We start from the raw sequence: 26,360 nt of genomic DNA on the forward strand, positions 1-26,360 counted from the left end.
GAGTCGCTCGCCGTCCGCTACACGAGACTGTCGCGCCACGCCTGGTGCAGGTCCGCGAATCTGCCGGTGGACGCGACGAGTTCGGCCGGGCTGCCGTCCTCGACCACCCGTCCGTGCTCCATCACCAGCACCCGGTCGGCGATCTCCACCGTGGACAGGCGGTGGGCGATGACCACCGCCGTCCGGCCGCGCAGGACCGTCGACATGGCGCGCTGCACCGCCCGTTCTCCCGGGATGTCGAGGGAGCTGGTCGCCTCGTCGAGGATGAGGACGGCCGGGTCGGCGAGCAACGCCCGTGCGAAGGCGACGAGTTGGCGCTGTCCGGCGGAGATACGGCCGCCCCGTTTGCGTACGTCCGTGTCGTAGCCCTCGGGCAGCGCGCTGATGAAGTCGTGGGCGCCGATCGCCTTGGCGGCCCGTTCGATCTCCTCGCGGCTCGCGTCGGAGCGGCCGATGGCGATGTTCTCGGCGACCGTGCCGGAGAACAGGAAGGCCTCCTGGGTCACCATCACCACCCCGCGCCGCAGTTCGGGCACGGACAGCTCGCGCAGGTCGACGCCGTCGAGCAGGACCCGGCCGTCCGTCGGGTCGTAGAAGCGGGCCAGCAGCTTGGCGAGCGTCGACTTGCCCGCGCCCGTCGAGCCGACCACGGCCACCGTCTGCCCCGCGGGGAGCGTGAGCGAGAAGGTGGGCAGCACCTCGCCGCCGGTGCGGTAGGCGAAGCGGACGTCCTCGAAGACGACCTCGCGGCCCGGCTGCGCGGAGGCGAGCGCGGGCAGCCGCCTCGGTTCGGCCGGCTCCGGCACGGACGGCGTCTGGGCCAGCAGGCCCGCGATCTTCTCCAGCGAGGCCGCCGCGGACTGGTAGGCGTTGAGGAACATGCCCAGCCGGTCGATCGGGTCGTACAGGCGGCGCAGGTACAGCACCGAGGCGGCCAGCACGCCCAGCGCCAGCGAACCCCCGGCCACCCGGTACGCGCCCCACAGCACGATCCCCGCGACCGCCGTGTTGGCGACCAGCCGGGAGCCGACGACATAGCGGGCCATCTCCAGCAGGGCGTCGCCGTTGGTGCGCTCGTGGCGCTTGTTGAGCACCCGGAACTCGGCGTCGTTGGCGTCCTCGCGGCGGAACGCGCGCACCGGCCGGATCCCGTTCATCGTCTCCGCGAACTTCACGATGACGGCGGCGATCGCGGTCGAGCGGAGGCGGTAGATACGGCCCGCGCGGCGCCGGTACTGCCGTACGAGGAGGTAGAGCGGCACGAAGGACGCCACCGCCACCGCGCCCAGGCCCAGATCCAGCCAGAGCAGCATCGCCGAGATGTAGACGAAGGACAGGATCACCGTGATGAGCTCCTGCAGACCCTCGCTGAGCAGTTCGCGCAGCGACTCGACGTCCGTCGTGGAGCGGGAGATCAGCCGGCCCGAGGTGTAGCGCTCGTGGAAGTCGATGCTGAGCGCCTGCGCGTGGCGGAAGATCCGGCCGCGCAGGTCGAGCAGCACGTCCTGGTTGACGCGGGCGGACGCCTGGGTGAAGGCGTACTGGAGGCCGCCGGCGGCCAGCGCGCACAGCAGATAGCCGACACCCACCGCGATCAGCGGGCCGTGGTGGTGCGCGCGGAACGCCGGTACGGCACGGTCGATGGCGTACGCGACGATCAGCGGGCCCGCCTGGATGGCGGCCTGCTGGAGCAGGAGCAGCACCATCGTCACCACCACACGGGCCTTGAGCGGGGCGAGAAGGGAACGCAGGAGCGCGGCGGTGGCGCCCGGGGGAGTGGGCAGGGCGTCGCGGTCGAAGGGGTCCTGGTGCTTGTGGGACTCCCGCGGGTCCGGACGGTCCTTGCCGGGCTCCCCGCCGTCGGGTTCCGTGCCTGCTTCCTTGCCCGGTTCCCGGTCCGGCTCCTTGTTCGGCGCGGTCGTCGTGGGCGCCGTCATCGGTCGGCCTCCTCGTCACCTGACATCAGATGGGCGTACTCGGCGTTGCTGCGCAGCAGTTCGTGGTGGGTGCCGACCGCGGTGATACGGCCGCCGGAGAGCAGGGCCACGCGGTCGGCGAGCAGGACCGTGGACGGGCGGTGCGCCACGATCAGAGCGGTCGTCTCCGCCAGTACGCGGCGCAGCGCGGCCTCGACCGCGGCCTCTGTGTGGACGTCCAGCGCCGACAGGGGGTCGTCGAGGACGAGGAACCCGGGGCGGCCCACGACGGCCCGCGCGAGGGCGAGACGCTGGCGCTGGCCGCCGGACAGGCTCAGGCCCTGCTCGCCGACCTGGGTCCGCGTGCCCTGCGGGAGCGCGTGCGCGAAGTCGGCCTGGGCGACGGCGAGGGCACGGTCCAGGTCCGCTTCGCCCGCGGTGTCCGGGGCGCCCATGAGCACGTTCTCCCCGACGCCGGCCGAGAAGAGGGTGGGCTCCTCGAAGGCCACGGCCACGCGCGCGCGAAGCTCCTCGCGGGGCATCGCCGTGATGTCCTCGCCGTCCAGCGTGATCCGCCCGGCCGTCACCTCGTGCAGCCGTGGGACGAGGGCGGTGAGAGTGGTCTTCCCGGTGCCGGTCGCGCCGACCAGGGCCATCGACTCACCCGGACGGATGTGCAGATCGATGCGGTCGAGGACGGGGGGCGCGTCCGCCGGGGCGTCGGGATAGCGGAACTGGACGCCGTGGAAGCGGAGTCCGCCCTCGCCCTTCCCGTCGGCGACCGCGGATGTCCCGGTGGATTCCGGCTGCTCGTCCATCACCTCGAAGTACCGCTCCGTCGCCGTCGCCGCCTCCTGGCTCATCGCGAGGAGGAAGCCGATGGACTCGACGGGCCAGCGCAGCGCGAGCGCCGTGGACAGGAACGCCACCAGCGTGCCGGCGGACAGTCGGCCGTCGGCGACCTGGACCGTGCCGAGCACGAGGGCGGCGCCGATGGCGAGTTCGGGGAGGGTGACGATGACCGTCAGGATGGCGGCGAGGAGGCGGGCCTTGGCCAGCTCCGTGCCGCGCAGGGTGCGGGACAGCTCGCGAAAGGCGAGGGCCTGGCTGCGGTGGCGTCCGAAGCCCTTGATGATGCGGATGCCGAGCACGCTCTCCTCGACGACCGTCGTCAGATCGCCCACCTGGTCCTGGGCCCGCCGCGCCACCAGCGAGTAGTGCCGCTCGAAGAGCCAGCAGACCACCATCAGAGGCACCGCGGGAGCGAGCAGCACCAGGCCGAGGGTCCACTCCTGGGCCAGCATGATCATGACGCCGACGAGGATCGTCACGGAGTTGACCAGCAGGAACGTCAGGGGGAAGGCGAGGAACTGGCGCACCAGCATCAGGTCCGTGGTGCCACGGGACAGCAGCTGACCGGAGGCCCAGCGGTCGTGGAAGGCGACCGGGAGCCGTTGCAGATGCCGGTACAGATCCGCCCGCATGTCGGCCTCGACCCCCGACAGGGGCCGCGCCACCAGCCACCGCCGCAGCCCGAACAGCACCGCCTCCGCGATCCCGAGCAGCAGCAGATACAGCGCGCCGAGCCAGATGCCCGCCACATCGTGCTCGGCCACCGGACCATCCACCATCCACTTCAGGACGAGCGGGAACACCAGCCCCGTACAGGAGGCGAGGACCGCGACGAAGGCGGCACTGAACAGCCGCGTGCGCACCGGCCGCACGTACGGCCACAGGCGCAGCAGGCTGCGTACGGTCGAATGGTCGGCTCGGCCCGGGGTCACCGCATCTGGAGTGGACATCAGGACCGAGCCTACGGTTCGGCACTGACAGAGCCCACCGAGTTTTGGCCCGACCTGAATCGTTCCACGGATCCGGGACCGGTGCCCCGGGCCCTGGGGCTCGGTCGTATCGCCGCATCAACCGATCGGCTGATGCCGCTTCGAGCGCGATGGACGATGTGCCCGCTCCCGTCCCGCCGGGATCCTCGGGACATGTCAGTCATCGAAGTCACCGGACTGCGCAAGTCCTACGGCGGCCGGCCCGTCGTCGACGGTGTCTCCTTCGCCGTCGAGGAGGGCGAGATCTTCGGGATCCTCGGCCCGAACGGCGCCGGCAAGACCACCACCGTCGAGTGCGTCGAGGGCCTGCGGATCCCCGACGCGGGCCGCGTCCGGGTCACCGGGCTCGACCCCGTCGCCGACCAGGAACAGGTCGCCCGCGTCCTCGGCGCCCAGCTCCAGGAGAGCGAGCTCCAGGCCAAGCTCACCGTCCGCGAGGCCCTGGAGCTGTACGCGGCCTTCTATCGGCACCCCGCCGACTGGCGGCCCCTCGCCGAACGCCTCGGCCTGACCGCCAAGCTCACCACCCGCTTCGCGAAGCTCTCCGGAGGCCAGAAACAGCGCCTGTTCATCGCGCTCGCGCTCATCGGCAACCCCCGGGTCGTCGTCCTCGACGAACTGACCACCGGGCTCGATCCGCGCGCCCGCCGCGACACCTGGCAGCTCATCGAGGACGTCCGGGCGAGCGGGGTCACCGTCCTGCTCGTCACGCACTTCATGGAGGAGGCGCAGCGCCTGTGCGACCGGATCGCCGTGATCGACAAGGGCCGGGTGGCCGCCCTGGACACCCCGTCAGGGCTGATCCGGCGCTCGGCGGGCTCCACCGTCATCAGCTTCACACCGTCCGCACCGCTGGACGAGGGTGACCTGAACGCGCTGCCCGCGCTCGCGTCGGTCGAGCACAAGGACGGCAGGATCACGCTGTCCGGCACCGACGAGACCGTCAACGCGGTCATCACCCTGCTCGCCCGGGGCCACATCACCGCCCACCAACTCCGCGTCACCGACGCCACGTTGGACGACGCGTTCCTGGACCTGACGGAGGTCACCTCATGAACACCGCGGTCCTGCGCACCGAGCTGCGCCTCTTCCGCCGCGAACCGGGCGCCCTCTTCTGGATCCTGGCGTTCCCCACCCTCCTCCTGGTGATCCTGGGTTCCATCCCGTCCTTCCGCCACCACCAGGCGGACCTGGGCGGCCTGCGCACGGTCGACGTGTACGTCCCGGTCGCGGTCCTGCTCGGCATGATCGTCGGCGCGCTGCAGGCGATGCCGCAGAACATCACCGGCTACCGCGAGCGCGGCATCCTGCGCCGCATGTCCACCACACCGGTAAGGCCGTCCGCCCTGCTGTCCGCGCAGATGCTGGTCTACGGCGCGGCGGCCCTGGCCTCCGCCCTATGCGCACTGATCGTCGGCCGGCTGGCCTTCGACGTACGACTGCCCGAGCAGCCGTACGGCTATCTCCTCGCCCTGGTCCTGGCGATCCTGGTCGCGCTCGCGCTGGGCGCGGTGGTCTCCGCGCTGTCCCGGACGACGAAGATCGCGGGCGCGATCGGGTCGGCGGTGTTCTTCCCGATGATGTTCTGCGCGGGCGTGTGGATTCCGGTGCAGGCCATGCCGGACACGCTCGCCCGGATCGTCGGCTACACCCCGTTCGGCGCCGCCGCACAGGCCCTGAACCGGGCGGCTGCGGGGGACTGGCCGGGCTGGGCGCACCTGGGTGTGCTGGTGGCCTGGACCGTGCTGCTGACGGCCGGCGCCTCGCGCTGGTTCCGGTGGGAGTAGGAGAGGGGCGGCCGTGCAGACTGGGGAGATGACCGCCAGGGACCGGCAGATCGATCGGCGCTGGGAGCAGCTGCACATGTGGGGGCCGTACGGGCTGCTCGGCATGAGTGTCGTCCTCGCGGTCGCCTCCACCGACCTGACGGACCGTTCCGCCAAGTGGTACGCCGGCTGGACCCTGGTCGCCGCCGCGGTCGCCCTCCAGCTGTGGTGGCACGGCACCCGTCCCCGGCGGTCCGGCCGTGGCCGGATCCCGTCCCGGGCGGGAACGGCGTACTACGGCGTCCGCTGGGCCCTCGCCTTCGCCCTCAGCTGGCTCAACCCGTTCTTCGCGTTCTACGCCGCCTCCGGATACATGGACGCCGACGAGCTGATCCCGGGCATCCGGCGGCAGCGGCTCGGACTGTTCGCGAGCGCGGTCACCGTGGCCGGTGCGCAGGCCGGTGGGCTGCCGTTCGGGAGCGGCGTCCAGTGGATCCTCTTCGCCGCGCTCCTGGTCGCCAACTCCGGCCTGCAGATGGTGGTCGCCCATCTCACCCAGCAGGAGGCCCAGCGCTCCCACGAGCGCACCGAGACCATCACCGAACTCGAACGCACCAACGCCGCCCTGAAACAGGCCCTCGACGAGAACGCCGCCCTGCACGCCCAACTCCTCGTCCAGGCAAGGGAAGCGGGCGTCGCCGACGAACGCCGCCGGCTGGCCGCCGAGATCCACGACACGATCGCCCAGGGCCTGACGGGCATCATCGCCCAGCTCCAAGTCGTGGCCGGCGCGACCGACTTGACCACTGCCCGCACCCACCTCGAACGCGCCTCCGGCCTCGCCAGACACAGCCTCGGCGAGGCCCGCCGCTCCGTGCACAACCTGGCTCCGGTGGCGCTGGCGGACGACGGTCTGCCGGAGGCGCTGAAGAAGACGGTGGCCGAGTGGGCCGAACGAACCGGCATATGTGCCGAGTTCACCGTGACGGGCACGGCCGAGCAACTCCACGAGGAGATCGCGGCGACCCTCCTCCGGATCGTCCAGGAGGCCCTGTCCAACGCCGCCCGGCACGCGCACGCCACCCGCCTCGGCGTCACCCTCTCCTTCCTCGGTGACGAGGTCATCCTCGACATCCGCGACGACGGACAGGGCTTCGACCCTCTCGCGCTTCCCGAGCGCACGCGCGCCGGCGGTTTCGGCCTCGACGGCATGCGCGCCCGCGCCGAACGCGTCGCAGGCACCCTCACCGTCGAGGCCGAGCCGGGGCACGGCACGGCGGTCTCGGCTCGCGTACCGTTGGTCCGCGATGACCGATGACGTGACCGATGACGCTGTGATCACCCTGCTGATCGTCGACGACCATCCCGTCGTACGGGACGGTCTGCGCGGCATGTTCGAGTCCGCGCCGGGGTTCACGGTCCTCGGCGAGGCCGCGAACGGCGTCGAGGCCGTCGCCCTCACCGCCTCGCTCGACCCGGACGTCGTCCTGACGGACCTCCGCATGCCCGGCGGCAACGGCGTCGAGGCCATCGCGGAACTCACCCGCCGCGGCGCCCGCGCCAAGGTGCTCGTCCTCACCACCTACGACACCGACTCCGACACCCTCCCCGCGATCGAGGCGGGCGCGACGGGCTATCTGCTGAAGGACGCCCCGCGGGAGGAGCTCTTCACCGCCGTGCGCGCGGCAGCGCAGGGCCGTACGGTGCTCTCCCCGGCGGTCGCCTCCCGCCTGGTCTCGGCGGTCCGCGCGCCCGCCTCGACCCAGGACTCCCTCTCGGCCCGCGAGCGCGAGGTGTTGGCCCTGGTGGCCAAGGGCACCTCGAACCGTGAGATCGCCCGCGTCCTGTTCATCAGCGAGGCCACGGTCAAGACCCACCTCACCCACTTGTACGCCAAGCTGGGCGTCAACGACCGCGCGGCGGCGGTGGCGGTCGCCTACGACCGGGGCATCCTGGGCTGACGCCACCTGAGGCGGGGCTTGGTCCCGAATGCCCGCGCCCCTGAAAGCCTCAGCCCACCACCCGTAGCAACAGCACCGCCCGCGCCGGCACGGTGACCGTGCCGCCCGCCCGGTGGATCACGCCCGGCGCGCGCGCCTGCTCCTCCGCCGAGGTGTCGACCACGAGTTCGTAGCGCGAGGCCCACGGAGGCCCCGGCAGGACGAAGCTCACGGGACGGTCCCCGGCGTGCAGCACCGCGAGGAAACTGTCGTCCACGACCGGCGCTCCGCGGGCGTCGCGTCCGGGGATGTCCCGGCCGGAGAGGTACATCCCCAGCGTCGCGGCCGGCGCGTACCAGTCCCGTTCCGTCATCTCCGTCCCGCGCGGGGTGAACCACGCCAGGTCCCGCAACCCGTCCACGGAATGGGCCCGGCCGGAGAAGAACGCGCGGCGCCGCAGCACGGGATGCCGGTGCCGCAGCGCGATCAGACGGGAGGTGAGGTCGTACAGGGCACGCCAGCCCGGTTCGTCGAGCAGGCTCCAGTCGACCCAGCTGATCTCGTTGTCCTGGCAGTACGCGTTGTTGTTGCCGCGCTGGGTGCGCCCGAACTCGTCCCCCGCGACGAGCATCGGCACCCCGGTGGACAGCAACAACGTCGTCAGCAGGTTCCGCAACTGGCGCCGCCGCAACCCCCGTACCCGCTCCTCGTCCGTCTCCCCCTCCGCCCCGCAGTTCCAGGCCCGGTTGTCGTTCGTGCCGTCCCGGTTCCCCTCCCCGTTGGCCTCGTTGTGCTTGCGCTCGTAGGAGACGAGGTCGCGCAGTGTGAAGCCGTCGTGGGCGGTCACGAAGTTCACCGAGGCGTAGGGGCGCCGCCCGCCCCACGCGTACAGGTCGCTCGACCCCGAGAGGCGGTACCCCAGGTCCCGTACGTCCGGCAGCGCGCCCCGCCAGAAGTCCCGGACCGCGTTGCGATAGCGGTCGTTCCACTCCGTCCACAGGGGTGGGAAGGCGCCCACCTGGTAGCCGCCGGAACCGACGTCCCACGGTTCGGCGATCAGCTTCACCCGACGCAGGACCGGGTCCTGGGCGATGACCGCGAGGAAGGGGGAGAGCATGTCGACGTCGTGCATCGAGCGGGCCAGCGCCGCCGCCAGGTCGAAGCGGAAACCGTCCACCCCCATCTCCGTCACCCAGTACCGCAGCGAGTCCGTGATCAGGCGCAGGACGTGCGGCTGCACCACGTGCAGCGTGTTGCCGCAGCCCGTGTAGTCGGCGTACCGGCGGGCGTCCGACTGGAGCCGGTAGTAACCCCGGTTGTCGATGCCGCGCAGGGACAGCATCGGGCCCAGCTCGCCGGCCTCCGCCGTGTGGTTGTAGACGACGTCGAGGATCACCTCGATACCGGCCGCGTGCAGCGCCCGCACCATCCGCTTGAACTCGCCGACCTGCTGTCCCGTCGTCCCGGAGGACGCGTAGCCCGCGTGCGGGGCGAAGTAGCCGATCGAGTTGTAGCCCCAGTAGTTCTTCATTCCCCGCCGCAGGAGGTGGTCCTCGTGGGCGAACTGATGGACGGGCAGGAGTTCCACGGCCGTGACGCCCAGCCCGACCAGATGCTCGATCGCCGCCGGGTGGGCGAGCCCGGCGTAGGTCCCGCGCAGTTCCTCCGGGATCCCGGGGTGCAGCCGTGTGAAGCCGCGGACGTGCAGCTCGTAGATCACCGAGTCCGCCCACGGGGTCTTCGGGCGGTGGTCGTCCGACCAGTCGTCGTCATCGTGGACGACGACGCCCTTGGGGACGTACGGCGCCGAGTCCCGGTCGTCGCGCACGGTGTCCGCGACCTGCTGCTGGGGCCAGTCCCGGACATGCCCATACACCTCGGGCGGCAGACTGAAGTCGCCGTCCACCGCGCGGGCATACGGGTCGAGGAGCAGCTTCGCCGGGTTCCAGCGGGCGCCGGTCCACGGGTCCCAGCGGCCGTGCACGCGGTAGCCGTAGCGGCGGCCGGGCAGCACGCCGGGGACGAAGCCGTGCCAGATCTCGTGGGTCAGCTCGGTGAGCGGTACGCGCGTCTCGTGGACCTCGCCGTCCCGCTCGTCGAAGAGACAGAGATCGACGGCCTCCGCCCCGCCCGCCCACAGGGCGAAGTTGGTGCCCGCCGCGCCGTCGGGGCCGACGCGGAAGCGCGCCCCGAGCGGCGTCGGGGCGCCCGGCCACACGGACACGGCGGGCGACGGCGCCTGCTGGGCGCCGTTCAGCACGGGGGACGACTGCGCGGGCAGCTTCTCGCCCGTGGCCCGCCCCTCCGGCACTGCCTCCTGCTCGGCTGCGCTCGACACCGTTCAGCCTCCTGCGGCTCGGTGGACGGCCCGAAGAGGAGCGTGCGGCGTCCCGGCCGCGGCTCCCCTTCGCGTCGTCCTCCCCACTGTTCTGCCCAGCGCTTGGCTCGCACTCACGTTTCCCCAGAGGTGCACACTCGTTGGGCCCGCTGTGAAGCACGAACAGACACGCGCGCGGCACGCAGGGGCCGCACTGGCCGCCGTACTGACCTGGGCCGGCCTGCTCGCCGGAGCCGCCGGCTGCACCTCGCACGGGATGGAGGAGGTGCTCGGCAAACCCCCCGCCGCCGAGGACGTCATCCGGATCTCTCCCGACGACAACAGCAAGGGCGTACGCCCGCGACAGACGCTGCGGGTGCGGGTGCCCGACGGGCGCCTGGAGTCCGTGCAGGTCGTCAAGGACCAGGACGCGCAGGAGTCCGCGGTGCCCGGGCGCATCTCCGCCGACGGCCTGACCTGGGCCCCCGACGACCCGCGGCTCGCGCTCGCCGCCAAGTACACCGTGGACGTGGTGGCCCTCGACGGGCACGGGCGGCGCTCGGCGCGGCACACGACGTTCACGACGTACGTCCCCGAGGAGCGGTTCATCGGATACGTGACGCCGGAGAACCGCTCCACCGTGGGCACCGGCATGATCGTCTCCCTCGCGTTCAACCGGGAGATCGAGAACCGGTCCGCCGTCGAGCGCGCGATCCACATCGAGGCCAGCCCCTCGGTGGAGGTCCGCCCGCACTGGTTCGGCAAGAGCCGCCTCGACTTCCGGCCCGAGAAGTACTGGAAACCGGGCACGAAGGTCACCGTGGGGCTGCGACTGCGCGACGTCGAGGGGGCGAAGGGCGTCTACGGACTCCAGTACAGGACCTTCTCGTTCACCATCGGACGCAGCCAGGTCTCGCTGGTCGACGCCGCCGCGCACACCATGGAGGTACGCCGCGACGGCGACCTCCTCGCCACGGTGCCGATCACGGCGGGCGCCCCCAAGAAGGCGACGTACAACGGGAAGATGGTCGTCATGGAGATGCTGGACGTGACCCGGATGAACAGCCGCACGGTCGGCTTCGGCGGCGAGTACGACATCCCGGACGTCCCGCACGCGATGCGCCTCACCGACTCCGGGACCTTCGTGCACGGCAACTACTGGGCCCCGGGCGTCTTCGGCAACAGCAACGTCAGCCACGGCTGCGTCGGTATCCAGGACGTGAAGGGCGGCGGCTCCGACACCCCCGCGGGCTGGTTCTACGACCGCAGTCTCATCGGCGACGTCATCGAGGTCGTCAACAGCGACGACAGGGAAGTCGCTCCCGACAACGGCCTCGGAGGCTGGAACATGGCCTGGAAGGCGTGGAAGGCGGGCGGCGCGGTGAAGTAGCCCGGCGAAGCAGCCCGGCCAAAGGGGTACGTACGTGTCGTAGGGCAGGGGACTCCAGCGCGCCCCCACACGGCCGAACTTGGGACTGAACGGTGACAATCCCGGGGAGCCATCTCTCAGAGCCGTGTGATTAATTAGCGCGATACGCGCGGCGACGCGCTGGGGTGCGGGCCTGATCAGGCCGTGCGAGGGGAGAACAGACTTGAACGGGCGACCGATATCGGGGGCGTCGGTTGGAACGCGGGCACGGGGGAGCAAGGGGATCCTGGCGCTGCTGCTGGGCGTGCTGCTGCTCGCCGTGACCGCGTGCGGCGGGGGAGGGGACTCGGACTCCGGGTCCGAGAACGGCAAGGGCAAGAGCACGGGCAGCTCCACCAAGGCCGACACCAAGGTCTCGCAGGCCGTGGTGACCATCGCTCCGAAGAACGGCACGAACGGCGTGGCCACCAGCGGGGCCCTCAAGGTCTCCGCGGCCAAGGGCAAGCTGACCGAGGTCACGGTCAAGGACGGCAAGGGCAACGCGGTCGACGGCGCGATAACCGGCGGGGGCGCCACCTGGACGCCCTCGACCCACCTCGCCTCCGCCACCAAGTACAAGGTCCACGCGGTGGCCAAGGACGCCGACGGCCGTGAGGCCGCCGAGGAGTCCGCCTTCACCACGCTGACCCCGAAGAACACCTTCGTCGGTATGTTCACGCCCGAGGACGGTTCCAAGGTCGGCGTCGGCATGCCCTTCTCGGTCCGCTTCACCCGGGGCATCACGCACCCGGACGCCGTCGAGAAGGCCATCAAGATCAAGACCGAGCCGGCCGTCGACGTCCAGGGCCACTGGTTCGGCAACGACCGCCTCGACTTCCGCCCCGAGCAGTACTGGAAGGCCGGTACGAAGGTCACCGTCACCCTCAACCTCGACGGCGTCGAGGGCCGGCCCGGGGTCTACGGCAAGCAGGCCAAGACCGTGTCCTTCACGATCGGCCGCAGCCAGGTCTCCACGGTCGACGCCAAGACCCACAAGATGGTCGTCAAGCGCGACGGCAAGGTCATCAAGACCATCTCGATCACCACGGGCAAGCCGGGCTACGACACCTGGAACGGCCAGATGGTCATCAGCGAGCAACTCCGGGTGACCCGTATGAACGGTGAGACGGTCGGCTACGGCGGCGAGTACGACATCAAGGACGTGCCCGACGCCCAGCGCCTGACCGACTCCGGCACCTTCATCCACGGCAACTACTGGGGCGGCGACGCCTTCGGCAACTACAACGCCAGCCACGGCTGCGTGGGCCTGCGCGACGAGCGCGGCGGCGGCGACCGCAGTGCCCCCGCCGCCTGGTTCTTCGACCACTCCATCACCGGTGACGTGGTGATCGTGAAGAACTCCCACGACAAGACGGTCGCCCCGGACAACGGCCTCAACGGCTGGAACATGTCCTGGTCGGCCTGGACCGCCTGACCGTTTCGCCTCGACGGGCCCGCTGTGCCCGGTCACCTCTGTGACCGAGTACACCGGGCCCGTTGTCGTTGGTCCCCGTGCCGCACCTGCCCCGGGGGACAACCCCCCAGACCCCCCGATACGGTGCCCTCATGACTGTGCATCTCGAAGTGGCCGAAGGCGTCGGCACCCTCCGCCTGGACCGCCCGCCCATGAACGCGCTGGACGTCGCCACACAGGACCGGCTCAAGGAGCTCGCCGAGGAGGCCACACGCCGCGAGGACGTGCGCGCCGTGGTCATCTACGGCGGCGAGAAGGTGTTCGCGGCGGGCGCGGACATCAAGGAGATGCAGGCCATGGACCACGCGGCGATGGTCGTGCGGTCCCGTGGTCTGCAGGACTCCTTCAGCGCCGTGGCCCGTATCCCCAAGCCGGTCGTCGCCGCCGTCACCGGGTACGCGCTGGGCGGTGGCTGCGAGTTGGCGCTCTGCGCGGACTTCCGTATCGCCGCGGACAACGCCAAGCTCGGCCAGCCGGAGATCCTCCTTGGCCTGATCCCGGGCGCCGGCGGCACCCAGCGCCTGTCCCGCCTGATCGGCCCCTCCAAGGCGAAGGACCTCATCTTCACGGGGCGGATGGTGAAGGCCGACGAGGCGCTGTCGCTCGGTCTGGTGGACCGGGTCGTCCCGGCCGACGAGGTGTACGCCCAGGCACACGCGTGGGCCGCGAAGCTGGCGCAGGGTCCCGCGCTCGCGCTGCGCGCCGCCAAGGAGTCCATCGACATGGGTCTGGAGACCGATCTCGAGACGGGGCTCGCGATGGAACGGAACTGGTTCGCGGGGCTGTTCGCGACCGAGGACCGCGAGCGCGGCATGCGCAGCTTCGTGGAGGAGGGGCCGGGGAAGGCGAAGTTCCTCTGATCTCCTTGCAGTTGACGCGATGTCTTGTCCGGTGTCCCCCGAAGGGCTGGTTTATGCCAGCCTTAAAGGAACCTTAAGCCTGCCTTGTCGGGGGCGACTGGCGATTGCCGCCAACCGGGGCATTCCGGCAGGTCAGATAGGCCGTGACGGGCACCGAACTGCCGGGGGCATATGCCGGCAGGATGTTGTGGAATGGGCGGTTCCGGGGGGCGTATTCCTCCGGAACGGCCCCGAAGCGGGCTCTGGGCGGCCATGATGGGGGGCATGGCGGGGCTGGAGGGTATCGAACAGCCGCGGCGGCACGGGAGTGCGACCGCGGCGCGCTGGTCGCCTGCGGTCGAGGACGAGCGGGCGCTCAAGGCGCTCGAGTTGTTCGGCAATCCGACGGAGGGCGAGGTCCCGCTGCCGTCCCGCCCCGAGTCCGCCGCCACCGCCCGGCGGCTCACCCAGGTCATCGTCCTGAGGCACTGGGGACTCTCCCCGAAGATGACCGAGGATGCCGTGTTACTGGTGTCCGAACTCGTCGGCAATGCCGTACGGCACACGGGCGCCCGCGTCTTCGGACTTCGGATGCGCCGCCGCCGGGGCTGGATCCGCGTCGAGGTCCGTGACCCCTCCCGAGGCCTCCCCTGTCTGATGCCGGTCCAGGAGATGGACCTGAGCGGTCGCGGTCTCTTTCTCGTCGACAAGCTCTCCGACCGCTGGGGAGTCGACCTTCTGCCCCGCGGCAAGACCACCTGGTTCGAGATGCGCGTCGCCGACCGTTGACCGCTCGCCCCCCGGGGCCCGCGCCGCGACCCGCACTGTCGCTAATCGGACCAATCGCACGTTTTCTTACCATCACACCCTTAAATGGTCGGGTGATCACGCCCGCTCGCCCCCCTCAGCCGTCCCCCGACGAAAGCTCCGAAGGCAGCCCCCACGGAAGCCCCGACGGAAACGTCGCGCGTGCGGCGCCGGACCCTCGCACGGTTCCGGATCGGCGTGCGGCGCTGCGATCGGGTGTCGCGCTCGCCGCCGGGACTCTCGCCGCGGGGTGTGCCACGACCGGCGTCGTCGCCCACCCGGTCGCCGTGTCCCGCACGGCCGCCCCTCCCTCCGCGCACCTCTCCGCCAAGCCCGCCGCCGCGCCCGCGCCCCGCCGTTTCCCGCAGCAGCCCGCCGAGATCACCCACGGCCCCCGCGACCGTCCGCGGGTCGCCCTCACCTTCCACGGCCAGGGCGACCCGGCCGTCGCCAAGACACTGCTCGGCGAGGCGGAGAAGGCCGGCGCCCGGGTCACCGTGCTCGCGGTGGGCACTTGGCTCGACGAGCACCCCGACATCGCCCGCCGCATCCTCGACGGCGGCCACGACCTCGGCAACCACACCCTGCGCCACCTCGCCATCAACGCGATGTCCGAGGCGGACGCGGAGGCCGAGATCCGGGGCTGCGCGGACCGGCTGCGGCGGCTGACCGGGTCCATCGGCACCTGGTTCAGGCCCTCCCGCACCCCGACCGCCTCCGCCCTCGTGGCGGGCGTGGCCCGCCGCGTGGGCTACCCGCACGTCCTCTCCTACGACGTCGACTCGCTCGACTACACCTCGCCGGGCGCCCCCGCCGTCACCCGCCAGGTCATCGGCGGGGTCCGCGACGGATCCGTGGTGAGCCTGCACTTCGGGTACGCGGACACGGTCGCCGCGCTCCCCGCCGTCCTGGAAGAACTCGGCCGCCGCGGTCTGCGCGCGGTCACCACCACGGAGCTGCTGAGCTGATGCACCGCAACCGGAACCTCACGAAGCGCGCCCTGCTCGGGGGCGCGGTACTCGCCGTACTCGCCGTACTTCCGGGCTGCGACGGCGAGTCCAAGGACACCGCGCACGAGGCCGTCGGCACCCAGGCCGCCGTCAAACCGGCCCAGCCGAAGCAGCCCGACGGCCTGCCCGGCATGCCGCCCGTGCTCGACCCGAGGGACGTCTACGCCGCCGACCGGCCGAACAAGCTCTCGCCGGTCGTCAAGGACTTCCCGTCCCGCGTGTACGTCCCCAACACCAACTCCAACACGGTCTCCGTGATCGACCCGAAGACGTACGAGGTCATCGAGACGATCCGGGTCGGCGCCCAGCCCCAGCACGTCGTCCCCTCCTGGGACATGAAGACGCTCTGGGTCAACAACGACCGGGGCAACACCCTCACCCCCATCGACCCGAGGACGGGCAAGGCGGGCAAGACCGTCGACGTGCACGACCCGTACAACCTGTACTTCACGCCCGACGGCAAGTACGCGATCGTCATGGCCTCCCTCGACCGCGAGCTGGTCTTCCGCGACGCCCACACCATGAAGCGCGTGAAGACCGAGCCGGTCAGCTGCTACGGCGTCAACCACGCCGACTTCTCCCCCGACGGCCGCTACTTCATCGTCTCCTGCGAGTTCAGCGGCGAGCTGCTGAAGGTCGACACCGCGCGGATGAAGGTGGTCGCCCAGGAGAAACTGCCCTTCCGCGGCGCCATGCCGCAGGACGTCAAGATCTCCCCCGACGGCAAGCGGTACTACATCGCCGACATGGTGGCCAACGGCGTGTGGATCCTCGACGGGGACAAGTTCACGAGGCCGTCCTTCCTCCCGACCGGAAAGGGCTGCCACGGGCTGTACGTCAGCCGTGACTCGCGCGAGATGTACATCTCCAACCGGGGCGAGGGCACCATCTCCGTCTTCGACTTCACCCGGAACAGTCTGACCAAGAAGTGGCGCCTGCCCCACGGCGGCAGCCCCGACATGGGCGGCGTCTCCGCCGACGGCAAGGTCCTGTGGCTGTCGGGTCGCTACAACTCCGAGGTGTACGCCATCGACACCCGCACCGGCGTCCAGCTGGCCCGCATCCCGGTCGGCAGCGGCCCGCACGGCCTGGCCGTCTACCCGCAGCCGGGCCGCTACTCGCTCGGCCACACCGGCATCTTCCGCTGATCCGCGCCCGGTCGACCCGAAGGCGGTGACACGCCGCCGTACGGGTGAAGATCCCCGGCCCGCCGCCGCAGAACCGAGATCGTGCTCCCCATGATCGCAACTCGCCTGCGGTGGCGGGCCGCCGCCGTCGTCGTCTCCCTCTCGGCCGTCCTCGCGACCTCCGCCGCGACGCTCCCCGCGACCCCCACCGCCCCGCTCGCCAAGGCCGTCGCGCCCACCTGTCCCCAGCTCTACGACCCGGTCAAGGCCGCCGCCGACCACCGCGTGCAGATCGACCGCATCACCCCCGAGCCGGTCTGGCGCAAGACCTGCGGCACGCTGTACCGCAGCGACAGCCGGGGCCCCGCCACCGTCTTCGAGCAGGGCTTCTACCCCAAGGACGTCATCAACGGGCAGTACGACATCGAGCAGTACGTCCTGGTCAACCAGCCCTCGCCGTACGTGTCGACGACGTACGACCACGACCTGTACAAGACCTGGTACAAGTCGGGCTTCAACTACTACATCGACGCGCCCGGCGGCGTCGACGTCAACAAGACCATCGGTGACACCCACAAGTGGGCCGACCAGGTCGAGGTCGCCTTCCCCGGCGGTATCGCGCGCCAGTTCATCATCGGCGTCTGCCCGGTCGACAAGAAGACCAAGACCGAGATCATGAGCGACTGCGAGAGCAACCCGTACTACGAGCCCTGGCACTGACGCCTATCCGGCGATGAGCAGCGCCTCCGAGCCCACGGGACGGTAACCGGCCGCCTGGAACGTCCGCATGCTGCGGGCGTTCCCCGGCGCGACCTGCGCCCACAGCGGCTCCGGGGCGAGCTGCCGGGCCGCCGTCACCAGGGCCCGGCCCAGCCCTCGGTGCCGTACGCCTTCGTCCACCTCGACGGAGACCTCGAGCCGCCCCGCGATTCCTCGCCCCAGCACCAGCACACCGCCCGCCGTCGTCCACGCGCGCACGTCGCCGCGGCGCCTACGGGCGTACACGATCCGCGGATGGTCGCCGTCCGTGATCTCCTTCAGCGGGAGCGCCGGCTCGCCCGGCAGGGGAGAGCCCACGAGCATCGCGTCGATGGTCTCGGACGTACGCCCCGTCCGCTCGAGGAAGGCCGCCAGGAACCGCGTGTTCATCGGCGCGGCGAGGGCGTCGCACGGCACGGCGGCCAGCGTGTCGTACACCCACCGCGGATCCTCGTCCGTGAAGACCACCGCGTGCGCGGTGAAGGCGAGCACCCCCGCGTCCCGGTGGGACGCCTGCGCCACGACGGTCGTACGACCGTCCGGCGGTGGGAAGACGCCCTGTGCGACCGCGTCGAGAATGTCCCGAAGAGTCTCCACCACCGCGCTCCTTGAGTCTCCACCCACTGGAAGGCCCAGACTCGCAGACATGATCGACGACGGCACCGGACTTCTCACCATCGGCGAGCTGGCCCGGGCCACCGGACTGACCGTGCGCACCATCCGCTACTGGTCGGACGAGGGCGCCCTGCCCCCGGTGGCCCGCTCCTCGGGCGGCTACCGGCTGTACGACGCGGCGTCCGTGGCCCGCCTCGAACTGATCCGCACCCTGCGCGAACTGGGCCTCGGTCTGGACGCCGTACGCAAGGTGCTGGCCGGCGAGACGACGGTCGCGGAGGTGGCCGCCGCCCATGTCACGGCGCTGGACGCGCAGATCAGCTCGCTGAAGGTGACGAGGGCGGTGCTGTCGTCCGTGGCGCGACGCGGTTCGACCGCGGAGGAGATGACGCTCATGAACAAACTGGCGCGGCTGTCGGCCGCCGAACGGAAACGGATCATGGAGGAGTTCGTGGAGGAGCTGTTCCACGGGCTCGACTCCGTGGATCCGGCCATCCAGGAGCGGATGCGCTCCACCGCGGTGGACCTGCCTCGGGAGCCGACCCCCGAGCAGGTGGACGCCTGGGTGGAGCTGGCGGAGATGGTCCAGGATCCGGAGTTCCGAGCGCAGATGCGCGAGGTGGTCGAGTTCAACGCGGCCGACCAGGACCACGCCGCGGCCGTCGGGCGATCCTTGTGGTTCCCCATGCGCATGCTCCAGTTGGCGACCGAGGCCCGCGCCCGGGGAATCGCCCCCGAGTCGCCGGAGGCGGCGGCGCTCCTGCGGGAGGTACTGGGGGACGGCGACCCGGCCGCCGTACTCGCACGCATGGAGTCGGCGTCCAACGACCGGCTCGCCCGGTACCGGGAGTTGCTGTCCACGGTGAAGGGCGCGGGGACCCCGTCCGCGCACCGTGCGGAGTTCGGCTGGGTGGTCGCCGCACTGAGGGCCGGCGCGGACCGTTAATCTGACCTCCGTCAATACAGCGGTAATGCACTACGAAGGGGCGGATCGGTGGCGGACATCGAGGAAGCACGCAAGCAGTTCGAGCGGATCGATACGGACGGTGACGGTTTCATCACCGCGGCCGAGTTCAAGAGCGCCCTCGCCCAGGGCGGCGACTGGAACGTCACCGACTCGGTGGCGGAGGCCATCATCGCCACCCGCGACCTCAACGGGGACAAGGTCCTCTCGTTCGACGAGTTCTGGACCCACCTGAACAAGTGACCCGGGCCCTGACCAGGTGACACGGGGCACAGGGGCGCCCGCCGACCATCCGGCGGGCGCCCCTTCGTCATGCCGTGCGCGCGGTGCGCCGGCGTGCACCATGAAGGCGTACGCGATGACGAGGGGGCCGTTGCCGGTGCCCTCGTAGTCGCCGAACCGGTCGCCGACCTGAACGGTGCAGACGCTGTGCCGCGCCGCGGTGACGGACGTCCACGAGGTGCGGATCCTGGTGGAGGTGCAGGCGGCCCGCCTCGCCGCCGCCCGCCGCACACCGCAGGACGTCACCGCCCTGGACGCCGCGCTGGCCGGCCGCCGCGCCGCGTCCGCCGGGCACGACGCGGCCTTCGTCGACGCCGACATCGCGCTGCACGCGGCCGTGGTCGCCGCCGCCCGCAACCCCGTACACCGACCTCTTCAGGGAGTTCGTGCCTGCCCTGCGGGAGGGCCTGATCGAGATGCTGGACCTGGTGGGGATGCGGGAGCACGACCCCAACACGGGCGACGACGCCCACACGGCGCTGGTACGGGCCGTCGCGGACGGGGACGCGGACACGGCGGGGACGGTGCTCCGAGAGGAGCTGGAGGAGACGCTCGCCCTGTTGCGGCGACCCGTCACCCGAACGCCGTACGTCCCGGAATAGGCGCGCGTGCACCACGGTTGTCGATCACCGTCAGTCCAGTGGCGTCAACCCCGGAAGGGCCTGTCCATCATGAAGATCGGCATCATCGGAGCGGGCAACATCGGCGGCAATCTCACCCGACGGCTCACCGCCCTCGGACACGACGTCTCGGTCGCGAACTCCCGCGGTCCGGAGACCCTCACCGCACTCGCCGAGGAAACCGGGGCGACCCCCGTCAAGGTCGAGGACGCGGCGCGCGACGCCGAGGTCGTCGTCGTCACGGTTCCCCTGAAGGCGGTCCCGAACCTGCCGCACGGGCTTGTGGACCAGGCCGCCGAGGGTGTCGCCGTCATCGACACCGGCAACTACTACCCCCGGCAGCGCGACGGCAGGATCGCCGCGATCGAGGACGAGGGCCTGACCGAGAGCGGCTGGACGGCCCGACAGATCGGCCACACCGTCGTCAAGGCGTTCAACGGCACGTACGCCCAGGACATCCTGGACCGGCACCGCCCGGCCGGCGCCCCCGACCGACTGGCGCTGCCGGTGGCCGGTGACGACGAGGCCGCCAAGCGGGTCGTACGTGAACTCATCGACGCACTCGGCTTCGACACGGTCGACACGGGCGGCCTCGACGACTCCTGGCGCCAGCAGCCCGGCACCCCGGTCTACGGCCTCCAGAAGGGTGTGGACGAGGTGACCAAGGCGCTGGCGGAGGCGCCCCGGGAGCGCTCCGCGGACTTCCGCGCGTAACGTCAGACAATCCGCAGCGGACGGTGCGGCCCGACCGGCAACTCGACCTCGACGGGGTCCCCGGGCCGCACCACACCGCCTTCCCGTACGACACTCATGACCCCGGACTTGTAGACGACGCCGCCGCCGTCCTCGTCCCTCCCGACGACCTGTTTGAGCAGCCCCTTCTGGAAGTCGTCGATCTGCGCACAGGGATTGCGCAGACCGGTGATCTCCACGACGGCCTCGTCCCCGAGACGCAGCAGCGTGCCCACCGGCAGCCCCAGCAGATCGACACCCCGGGTGGTGACGTTCTCCCCGAGCTCCCCGGGAGCGACGGTGAAGCCGCTCTCGCGCAGCTCGTCGAACAGCTCCTCGTGCATGAGGTGCACCTGCCGCAGGTTCACCTGCGACGGGTCCTTCGCCATCCGGAACCGGTGCTTCACGGTGGTTCCCGCGTGCACATCACCCTCCACCCCGAGCCCGGCGAGCAACGTGATGCTCTCCCGGTTCGGCTTGGTGAAGGAATACGTCCCGTTACTGCTGACCGCCGTGACCGCCCCGCCCATCAGCGAGAGCTCCCCTCTCTCCGGCAGCTCCCACCGAGCCGCGGGTCAGAGCGTACGCGTCGGAGCGTGTGCGTCAGGAGAACTCATGGGTCAGCCGGATCTCTCCGACGATGTGGGCGTTGAACTCGTCGAGTTCCTCGGCCGGCACCCACAACTCGAGGATGGTCCGCCCGCCGGCCTGCTGGACGGGGTACCGGGTCAGGAAGTCCGACTCGACCTCGAAGCGCGTGACGTAGCCGGCACCGTCGTGCTGCACGTTCCAGTCCCGCGCGATCCTGATCGCGTAGTCCTCGTTGAGCACCGGATAGAAGATCGGCTGCTCGGGCAGCCGGGGCGGCCAGGCGCGCCACCCCGACTGCCGGACCAGGTCCAGCTCCTTGGGACCGGTGGGGCGCCACAGGGTCGTGGTCGCCGGCTGGCTGGACATGCGCACCGCTTTCGAACGGGGAGGTACGGGGGAGCTCGGACGATACCGGCGCCATGAGCCCGGCGGCCACGAGGTTTCCGTCCGTTCCACAAGGGGCCGCGGCCGGCCCGTCATCCCTCTGTCAGTCTCCCGTCGCCCACTCCTTGAGCGCGGCCTTGCTGCCGAAGTTCGCGACGTCCCTGTCCAGGGGCTCGTCGGTGTACTGGTGGAATCGCCACGAGGCCTTGATGCGGGGCTTGCCCGCGGTCACGTAGTCGGCGATCCACAGCCCGTCTCCGGCGTACGAGGTGGTGTCGACGGTGAGCCAGTAGTTGCGGTTGGTGTAGAGGAGGACCCGGTGGTTCGGCCGAAGCTGCTTCACCATCCGGATGAAACGGTCCTTCTCGGCGTTGCTCGCGTGCGTGCCGTCACCGGTGGCCTCCCAGTCGACGGCGAGCAGGTCCCCGGCCTTCTCGGGGGCCTTGCCGACGAAGTACTCGGCCTGGGCGGTGATGTCGCCGGGCCACAGGAAGTGGTAGAACCCGACCACGCACCCGGCGTCCCGGGCCGTCTTCACCTGTGCGGTCAGTTTCGGATTGACGTACGTACGGCCCTCCGTCGCCTTGACGAAGACGAACGAGAGACCGTCGGTGGAGAAAGCGGACGACTGGTAGGCGCTTACGTCGATGCCGCGCAGCATGGGCGACTCCTCCGTGCGTGGGGGGATGTACACGTACCGTCCTGCCTGATACGTGCGAGGACCGACTGCTTGTCACATGCCCCCGCTTGCCCCACCACACCCTCGAACACCGGCCCGGACGCGGAACCTCCGCCACCGCCGCCGAGGGAACCCGCGTCCGGTGCTCACTTCCTTGGAATTTCTTCTGGAGAGCAGGGAAGTGCTCGGCCGTGCCTTCCGGTTCGCCCCTCCGCTCCGATCATTCGCTCCTGTCGGCTACCGGGCCTTTCTCGGTATGCACGGCAGCGGTATGCAGTTCAGGCCGACCCAGCCAGGACACGAACCGACCGTCGGGGTCCCATCCGGTGCGGAGGGCGTCGAGCCGCAGGAGGTTCTCGTCGGTCACGAAGTGATACGGGCGGTTGACCAGGTTCTCGTCAGCCAGTTGGATGCCGCTGGCATACGGCTCCCACGCTCTCATGTGGTTGGTCACCCAGTTCGTGTAAGTCTGGCTGTCGAGCGGATCGGTCCAGGCCGCATACAGCCCGTAGTACAGCTCGTCTTCCACCGAGTACGCCATCGACGGACGTTCGGGCTGTCTCTCGTATCCTCCCCAGTTGAACACCAACAGGTGCGACGGCGCCGGCGGCCAGGTCTTCAGCATGGCCTCGAAGTTGGGCCACAGGTCGTCGAAGGAGGCATGGGTCCACATGCTGTCGGCCAGATAGCGCTTGGTCTCGTCGTAATGTGGATCAGTGCCGTATCGGCTGAGGGTTGCGGTGTCCGTCACCTCGTTGAGCCGAGTCGTGAGCACGTGAGGGCGTGCGGGACAGGACTCGTAGACCGACAGTTGCTCCCTGGCCTGCTCCTCCGTATCGGTGAAGGCCGTCGCATTGAGCGAGATGAGAGGCTCGCCATCCGTCATCGGGTCGCGGCAGCACAGGAGATTGATCTCGGTCGGGGTCTGACGGCCGATCTCGTGGACGAACCGGTAGACGTCTGGTGCGGCCGAGGCCGGCCAGAAGTAGCCGCTGTTCATCGTGACCCGCATGCGCGGGTACAGCTTGACGTAGAACCTGGTCACAACGGCGAAGAAGCCGGGACCGGCGCCGCGGGCTGCCCAGAACAGGTCGGCGTGCTGCGTCTCGTCGGCGTGGATCCGTTCGCCGCTCGCCGTGACCACGTCGATACCGGTCACCGACATGCACGCCGGTCCGTAATCCCGGCCGGCCCAGCCGAACCCGCCTTGCAGCAGGTACCCGCCGATGGAGACGCCCGTGCAGTGGCCGGTGGGAAAGAACAGGTTCTGCTCGGCCAACATCGCATTGAGCTCCGACCCCTTGATTCCGGGCTGGGCGGTGCCGGTCATCGCCTCCCTGTCGACCGCCACGTGCCGCAGGTTCGACAGGTCGATGAGCACCGTGCCGTCACGCAGGTGCGACCCGGACCAGCTGTGGCCACCTGACCGCACCGCGATCTGCAGGCACTCCTCCCTGGCGAGCCGCACCGCTGCGACGACATCGTCCTCATTGTTCGCCGCACGATCACCTCGGGGTAGCGGTCCGGCACCCCCGCGTGCCAGCACGCCTCACGGCGCCGACTCTCGTAGCGGTAGTCACCGCGCCGCAACACCCTGCCCTCGATCCGGGTCGACATGCCCTCTCCTTTCAGGAATCTTCGTGCACCGGAACGAACGGCAGAACAGGCCCCGTCGGCCGGCGAGCCTATTCGGATCGTTGGAACTCGTCGAAAATATCCGGGAGAAACGCTGCGAGATGGTTCATCTCCTGCGAGCAATGCACGACCAGGGCGCGGGCGTGCCCGTCTCCGGGACGCCGCAGACCTTCCGCGACTGTTTCGAGTTCGTCGGTCAGGGAGGTTCCGGCGCGAGGGGCGACGTATTTGCCGCCCATCCAAAAGCGCGAACGCATCTCGGCGCCGCCCTTCACCCGGCGTACGTAGTGGACCAGGTGGCCCCAGTCGAGCGGAACGCGGGACAACCCGACCCTGGCGCAGATCGCGGTGGCTTCGTCCGGATCGACGCCGTCGTCGCTGAATCCCAGCGTGTCGGGAGGGACGAACCGGATAGCGAGCTCGCCGAGCGAACTGCCGACGTACTCGTCGACGAACGATGTACCCCCGATATACCTGTCGCGGTAGGGAGCACTCTGGTCCACCGTGCCTCCAGACCATTCCGCGTACAGGTGGGCACGCGGATACCACAGCTTGTACCGTTGGGTCTCCGTGGCGTGCCACCAGAACCACCAGTTCACCATGGCCGGAGACACTCGCGGCATGCGGGTCAGTGTGGCGCTGTGCACGGATCCGTCGCTGAAGAGGCTGTATCCGTTCTCGAACTCCCCATAGCCGGTGTCGCTCAGCATCGCTGCGTCATCCGGGCTCAGACACAAAGGGGGCGACTGCGGGCCGAGATCGATCGCCTCTTTGATGTGCTCCGGCATGGGTGCCATCACCGGGTTCCAGTACTTTGCGTACCATTTGCCGTCGAGTTCGCCGGGGTGCATTCCCAGGTGGGGTCGGCGGGTGGGGTCTGGGCGCGGTTCTCTCACCTCAGTCATGCTGTGACTCCCTCATGGTTCCCCCGCCAACGGTCAGCCGGAGAGTTTCACCACGCGGGAGTCCCCGATGACCCTGCCCTTCGCGTCCAGCGCCCTGACCTTGAAGTACGGGCCTGGTGTGGGCGTGGTGACGGCGGTCTCGAAGCCGGACCGTGGGGCGTGTCCGACGACGACCGACAGGGAATGGGGGTCGGATCCGGCGAGCACCTGCCACGCTTCGGTCTGCGTCGAGCCGTTCCAGGAGGCGTGGACGACGCTGTGCCCGCCCTCGGACCGTGCCGCCGCACTCGGTGGGTAGTAGGGCGTGCCGATCCATTTGTTCCGGAAGGCTCGGTAAGAGATGTTGGAGCCCGGCAGCTTCGCGTCGTAGAGCAGGTTGCGCGAGGCGTTGTTTTCGGTGTTCCCAGCGCCCGCGTACTCCGAGTAGTACGGGCTCTGGCCCCACCCGATGAATTCGTTGCCGTTGGAGAGGGCCTGGGTGTTTCCCTGGGTCGGTGACTCCAATGGCGGCTGGTGGTAGTAGGTCTTGGCCGCCGTCGCCTTGTGGCTGCGGAAATCAAGGCTGATGATCAGGCCGTGCGAACGCTGTTCGGGGGCGCCGTCGGGCAGGTCGCAGCAGCCGTCGTCGAACATGCTGAGACGGTTTCCTGGCCGAAATCGGGCATCGTGTTGCCAGTAGAAGCCCGCGTTCGGACCGAAGGTGAAGTCGCTTTTCTTTCCCCCGATCTGATAGCGGATCTTCCCGGACTTCTTGGTGACGTCGTAGATCGCCCACATGTTCCGGGCCGAGATCAACAGCCGGCCGTCAGGGCCCTCGTCGACGGAGTTGATGTGAAAGGCGTCCCACACTCCGCCGGACGACGATGCGCTGGAGGCTGCCTCCTCGGAATCGGCGGGGTCGATATGGTCCAGCGCGTTCCATGAGTAGAGGAGTCTTCCCGTGGCGAGGTCGACCTCCTGGATCTCGCTGTTCTCGATGGCTCCGTTCTTCGGACCCCCATAGGGCGTGAGATCCATGGGCACCGGTTTTGAGGCGATGAACAGGGCGGTGCCCCTGCGGGTCAGGGTGAATTCGTGCTCGTCCGGGTAGTAGCCGTGGTGCGCGAAGACCGTTTTGAGCAGGCGGTAGTGGGTGTCGTAGATGTAGTAGCACCCGCCCGGTTCCGGCGCACCGGCCGGCAGATTCGTATACGCCGGGGGAAGGGCGAGAGTCCCCTGCCACCAGGTCAGCACCGGTTGTCCCCGGCCCCCGCGGCCGTGGTGATAGGTCTGGACCCTGAAGTCGGCGTTCTGGAGGTTCGTGGAAGGCAGGGGGCGGAACCAGACCGGATCACCCGAGTCGTCGTTGGCCAGTGCCCCCGTCTGGCCGACCATCCGGTCCGCGCTGAACGGGGCGACAAAGATGTCTCCGTGGGCCGTTCCCGGTTTGTTCGCGGTCACGGTCACCCGCATGGGGTGAAGGCCCGGTTCGGAGACGAAACTCCACACGTCGCTGCCCGACAGGATCGGGGGCGGAGTACTTTCCGACGGAGGGAAGGGTTTTGTCGCGCACTGGCGGGACGCGCCCTCTTGGGGACTGGCCGTGGCCGACGGCACGCAGTGTGCGAAGACACATCCCGCAGCGAGCGCGCAGGCTCCGATGGTGCGACGGGTTCTTCTCCGTGTCCGGCGGACCCGCGGCTCTCGCGTCACCATGGCCGACCTCCTTGGCACCCGGAACCCTTCTCCGATGGCGGTGCCGCTCGTCCT

The 26,360-nt window shown here is 70.0% G+C and carries 24 protein-coding genes and 1 pseudogene; 15 read left to right on the forward strand and 10 right to left on the reverse strand.

Annotated features, from left to right (window positions below):
• Nucleotides 1–17: 17 nt before the first annotated feature.
• Together ACZ7M3_RS46290 and ACZ7M3_RS46295 are read right to left on the reverse strand one after the other, a co-directional pair.
• Nucleotides 18–1,937 (reverse strand): ABC transporter ATP-binding protein, encoded by a 1,920-nt coding sequence (locus tag ACZ7M3_RS46290; protein ID WP_472071975.1) that lies wholly within the window; start codon nucleotides 1,935–1,937, stop codon nucleotides 18–20.
• Nucleotides 1,934–3,718, reverse strand: coding sequence for an ABC transporter ATP-binding protein (locus ACZ7M3_RS46295; protein WP_472071977.1), 1,785 nt, complete (start codon nucleotides 3,716–3,718; stop codon nucleotides 1,934–1,936). The genes ACZ7M3_RS46290 and ACZ7M3_RS46295 overlap by 4 nt, the downstream gene beginning before the upstream one ends.
• Nucleotides 3,719–3,910: 192 nt before the next feature.
• Here ACZ7M3_RS46295 and ACZ7M3_RS46300 point away from each other — a divergent pair, with 192 nt between their 5' ends.
• The 4 genes from ACZ7M3_RS46300 to ACZ7M3_RS46315 are packed head-to-tail and all read left to right on the forward strand — an operon-like array spanning nucleotide 3,911 to nucleotide 7,484.
• Entirely contained in the window at nucleotides 3,911–4,813 is a 903-nt protein-coding gene (locus ACZ7M3_RS46300; RefSeq protein ID WP_472071979.1) for an ABC transporter ATP-binding protein, read from the forward strand.
• Entirely contained in the window at nucleotides 4,810–5,544 is a 735-nt protein-coding gene (locus ACZ7M3_RS46305; RefSeq protein WP_472071981.1) for an ABC transporter permease, read from the forward strand. Before ACZ7M3_RS46300 ends, ACZ7M3_RS46305 begins: the two co-directional genes overlap by 4 nt.
• A gap of 28 nt (nucleotides 5,545–5,572) precedes the next feature.
• Nucleotides 5,573–6,841, forward strand: a complete 1,269-nt coding sequence (locus ACZ7M3_RS46310) for a sensor histidine kinase (protein WP_472071983.1) — start codon at nucleotides 5,573–5,575, stop codon at nucleotides 6,839–6,841.
• Nucleotides 6,831–7,484 (forward strand): response regulator, encoded by a 654-nt coding sequence (locus ACZ7M3_RS46315; RefSeq protein WP_450428229.1) that lies wholly within the window; start codon nucleotides 6,831–6,833, stop codon nucleotides 7,482–7,484. The genes ACZ7M3_RS46310 and ACZ7M3_RS46315 overlap by 11 nt, the downstream gene beginning before the upstream one ends.
• A 49-nt stretch (nucleotides 7,485–7,533) precedes the next feature.
• On the opposite strand, the gene glgX is transcribed toward ACZ7M3_RS46315, so the two are convergent.
• Complete coding sequence (gene glgX, locus ACZ7M3_RS46320; protein ID WP_452968491.1) at nucleotides 7,534–9,801, reverse strand: glycogen debranching protein GlgX; 2,268 nt, start codon at nucleotides 9,799–9,801, stop codon at nucleotides 7,534–7,536.
• A gap of 151 nt (nucleotides 9,802–9,952) precedes the next feature.
• Between glgX and ACZ7M3_RS46325 the strand changes: the two genes are divergently transcribed.
• The 7 genes from ACZ7M3_RS46325 to ACZ7M3_RS46355 all read left to right on the forward strand — a co-directional run bounded on the left by ACZ7M3_RS46325 (nucleotide 9,953) and on the right by ACZ7M3_RS46355 (nucleotide 17,165).
• Nucleotides 9,953–11,170 carry a L,D-transpeptidase gene (locus tag ACZ7M3_RS46325; protein ID WP_472071985.1) on the forward strand — a complete coding sequence of 406 codons (1,218 nt, stop codon included), beginning with the start codon at nucleotides 9,953–9,955 and terminating at the stop codon, nucleotides 11,168–11,170.
• 202 nt (nucleotides 11,171–11,372) lie between these two features.
• The gene (locus ACZ7M3_RS46330; RefSeq protein WP_472071987.1) at nucleotides 11,373–12,623 is read left to right on the forward strand and encodes a L,D-transpeptidase; all 1,251 of its coding nucleotides are present in this window, start codon (nucleotides 11,373–11,375) and stop codon (nucleotides 12,621–12,623) included.
• Nucleotides 12,624–12,754: 131 nt separating this feature from the next.
• Nucleotides 12,755–13,522: an enoyl-CoA hydratase/isomerase family protein gene (locus ACZ7M3_RS46335; protein ID WP_067370732.1), complete on the forward strand. Its 768-nt coding sequence runs from the start codon at nucleotides 12,755–12,757 to the stop codon at nucleotides 13,520–13,522.
• A 264-nt stretch (nucleotides 13,523–13,786) separates the two neighbouring features.
• Entirely contained in the window at nucleotides 13,787–14,290 is a 504-nt protein-coding gene (locus ACZ7M3_RS46340) for an ATP-binding protein (protein ID WP_054234655.1), read from the forward strand.
• 224 nt (nucleotides 14,291–14,514) lie between these two features.
• The gene (locus ACZ7M3_RS46345; protein WP_472072063.1) at nucleotides 14,515–15,276 is read left to right on the forward strand and encodes a polysaccharide deacetylase family protein; all 762 of its coding nucleotides are present in this window, start codon (nucleotides 14,515–14,517) and stop codon (nucleotides 15,274–15,276) included.
• Nucleotides 15,276–16,466, forward strand: coding sequence for a YVTN family beta-propeller repeat protein (locus ACZ7M3_RS46350; RefSeq protein ID WP_472071989.1), 1,191 nt, complete (start codon nucleotides 15,276–15,278; stop codon nucleotides 16,464–16,466). The genes ACZ7M3_RS46345 and ACZ7M3_RS46350 overlap by 1 nt, the downstream gene beginning before the upstream one ends.
• Nucleotides 16,467–16,556: 90 nt before the next feature.
• Nucleotides 16,557–17,165 (forward strand): ADP-ribosyltransferase, encoded by a 609-nt coding sequence (locus tag ACZ7M3_RS46355; RefSeq protein ID WP_472071991.1) that lies wholly within the window; start codon nucleotides 16,557–16,559, stop codon nucleotides 17,163–17,165.
• A gap of 3 nt (nucleotides 17,166–17,168) precedes the next feature.
• Here ACZ7M3_RS46355 and ACZ7M3_RS46360 read toward each other — a convergent pair whose 3' ends face one another.
• The gene (locus ACZ7M3_RS46360) at nucleotides 17,169–17,801 is read right to left on the reverse strand and encodes a GNAT family N-acetyltransferase (protein ID WP_472071993.1); all 633 of its coding nucleotides are present in this window, start codon (nucleotides 17,799–17,801) and stop codon (nucleotides 17,169–17,171) included.
• A gap of 49 nt (nucleotides 17,802–17,850) precedes the next feature.
• Here ACZ7M3_RS46360 and ACZ7M3_RS46365 point away from each other — a divergent pair, with 49 nt between their 5' ends.
• The 4 genes and pseudogenes from ACZ7M3_RS46365 (at nucleotide 17,851) to ACZ7M3_RS46380 (ending at nucleotide 20,399) form a co-directional block, all read left to right on the forward strand.
• Nucleotides 17,851–18,765 carry a helix-turn-helix domain-containing protein gene (locus tag ACZ7M3_RS46365; protein ID WP_472071995.1) on the forward strand — a complete coding sequence of 305 codons (915 nt, stop codon included), beginning with the start codon at nucleotides 17,851–17,853 and terminating at the stop codon, nucleotides 18,763–18,765.
• A 48-nt stretch (nucleotides 18,766–18,813) separates the two neighbouring features.
• Complete coding sequence (locus ACZ7M3_RS46370; RefSeq protein WP_095852504.1) at nucleotides 18,814–19,026, forward strand: EF-hand domain-containing protein; 213 nt, start codon at nucleotides 18,814–18,816, stop codon at nucleotides 19,024–19,026.
• A 184-nt stretch (nucleotides 19,027–19,210) separates the two neighbouring features.
• Nucleotides 19,211–19,667 (forward strand): annotated as a pseudogene (locus ACZ7M3_RS46375) (FCD domain-containing protein); the annotation flags it as partial.
• A gap of 6 nt (nucleotides 19,668–19,673) precedes the next feature.
• Nucleotides 19,674–20,399 (forward strand): NADPH-dependent F420 reductase, encoded by a 726-nt coding sequence (locus ACZ7M3_RS46380; protein WP_351315763.1) that lies wholly within the window; start codon nucleotides 19,674–19,676, stop codon nucleotides 20,397–20,399.
• Between the two features lie 2 nt (nucleotides 20,400–20,401).
• Here ACZ7M3_RS46380 and ACZ7M3_RS46385 read toward each other — a convergent pair whose 3' ends face one another.
• The 6 genes from ACZ7M3_RS46385 to ACZ7M3_RS46410 form a co-directional block, all read right to left on the reverse strand.
• Nucleotides 20,402–20,947 (reverse strand): MOSC domain-containing protein, encoded by a 546-nt coding sequence (locus tag ACZ7M3_RS46385; protein WP_097286304.1) that lies wholly within the window; start codon nucleotides 20,945–20,947, stop codon nucleotides 20,402–20,404.
• 73 nt (nucleotides 20,948–21,020) lie between these two features.
• Nucleotides 21,021–21,374 (reverse strand): hypothetical protein, encoded by a 354-nt coding sequence (locus tag ACZ7M3_RS46390; RefSeq protein WP_472071997.1) that lies wholly within the window; start codon nucleotides 21,372–21,374, stop codon nucleotides 21,021–21,023.
• 121 nt (nucleotides 21,375–21,495) lie between these two features.
• Entirely contained in the window at nucleotides 21,496–22,053 is a 558-nt protein-coding gene (locus ACZ7M3_RS46395; RefSeq protein ID WP_261689979.1) for a glycoside hydrolase family 25 protein, read from the reverse strand.
• A 238-nt stretch (nucleotides 22,054–22,291) separates the two neighbouring features.
• Entirely contained in the window at nucleotides 22,292–23,617 is a 1,326-nt protein-coding gene (locus ACZ7M3_RS46400) for an FAD-binding oxidoreductase (protein ID WP_472071999.1), read from the reverse strand.
• 139 nt (nucleotides 23,618–23,756) lie between these two features.
• The gene (locus ACZ7M3_RS46405) at nucleotides 23,757–24,611 is read right to left on the reverse strand and encodes a DAPG hydrolase family protein (protein ID WP_472072001.1); all 855 of its coding nucleotides are present in this window, start codon (nucleotides 24,609–24,611) and stop codon (nucleotides 23,757–23,759) included.
• A 33-nt stretch (nucleotides 24,612–24,644) separates the two neighbouring features.
• Complete coding sequence (locus ACZ7M3_RS46410; protein WP_472072003.1) at nucleotides 24,645–26,051, reverse strand: arylsulfotransferase family protein; 1,407 nt, start codon at nucleotides 26,049–26,051, stop codon at nucleotides 24,645–24,647.
• Nucleotides 26,052–26,360: the final 309 nt, after the last annotated feature.

It is taken from the genome of Streptomyces sp. NPDC111656 (assembly GCF_055656965.1).

Excerpts from the sequence above, each read along its gene's own strand:
- ACZ7M3_RS46290 (WP_472071975.1), bottom strand. The coding sequence starts at position 1,937 with ATGACGGCGCCCACGACGACCGCGCCGAACAAGGAGCCGGACCGGGAA.
- ACZ7M3_RS46295 (WP_472071977.1), bottom strand. The coding sequence starts at position 3,718 with ATGTCCACTCCAGATGCGGTGACCCCGGGCCGAGCCGACCATTCGACC.
- ACZ7M3_RS46300 (WP_472071979.1), top strand. The coding sequence starts at position 3,911 with ATGTCAGTCATCGAAGTCACCGGACTGCGCAAGTCCTACGGCGGCCGG.
- ACZ7M3_RS46305 (WP_472071981.1), top strand. The coding sequence starts at position 4,810 with ATGAACACCGCGGTCCTGCGCACCGAGCTGCGCCTCTTCCGCCGCGAA.
- ACZ7M3_RS46310 (WP_472071983.1), top strand. The coding sequence starts at position 5,573 with ATGACCGCCAGGGACCGGCAGATCGATCGGCGCTGGGAGCAGCTGCAC.
- ACZ7M3_RS46315 (WP_450428229.1), top strand. The coding sequence starts at position 6,831 with ATGACCGATGACGTGACCGATGACGCTGTGATCACCCTGCTGATCGTC.
- ACZ7M3_RS46335 (WP_067370732.1), top strand. The coding sequence starts at position 12,755 with ATGACTGTGCATCTCGAAGTGGCCGAAGGCGTCGGCACCCTCCGCCTG.
- ACZ7M3_RS46340 (WP_054234655.1), top strand. The coding sequence starts at position 13,787 with ATGGCGGGGCTGGAGGGTATCGAACAGCCGCGGCGGCACGGGAGTGCG.
- ACZ7M3_RS46350 (WP_472071989.1), top strand. The coding sequence starts at position 15,276 with ATGCACCGCAACCGGAACCTCACGAAGCGCGCCCTGCTCGGGGGCGCG.
- ACZ7M3_RS46355 (WP_472071991.1), top strand. The coding sequence starts at position 16,557 with ATGATCGCAACTCGCCTGCGGTGGCGGGCCGCCGCCGTCGTCGTCTCC.
- ACZ7M3_RS46365 (WP_472071995.1), top strand. The coding sequence starts at position 17,851 with ATGATCGACGACGGCACCGGACTTCTCACCATCGGCGAGCTGGCCCGG.
- ACZ7M3_RS46385 (WP_097286304.1), bottom strand. The coding sequence starts at position 20,947 with ATGGGCGGGGCGGTCACGGCGGTCAGCAGTAACGGGACGTATTCCTTC.
- ACZ7M3_RS46390 (WP_472071997.1), bottom strand. The coding sequence starts at position 21,374 with ATGTCCAGCCAGCCGGCGACCACGACCCTGTGGCGCCCCACCGGTCCC.
- ACZ7M3_RS46395 (WP_261689979.1), bottom strand. The coding sequence starts at position 22,053 with ATGCTGCGCGGCATCGACGTAAGCGCCTACCAGTCGTCCGCTTTCTCC.
- ACZ7M3_RS46405 (WP_472072001.1), bottom strand. The coding sequence starts at position 24,611 with ATGACTGAGGTGAGAGAACCGCGCCCAGACCCCACCCGCCGACCCCAC.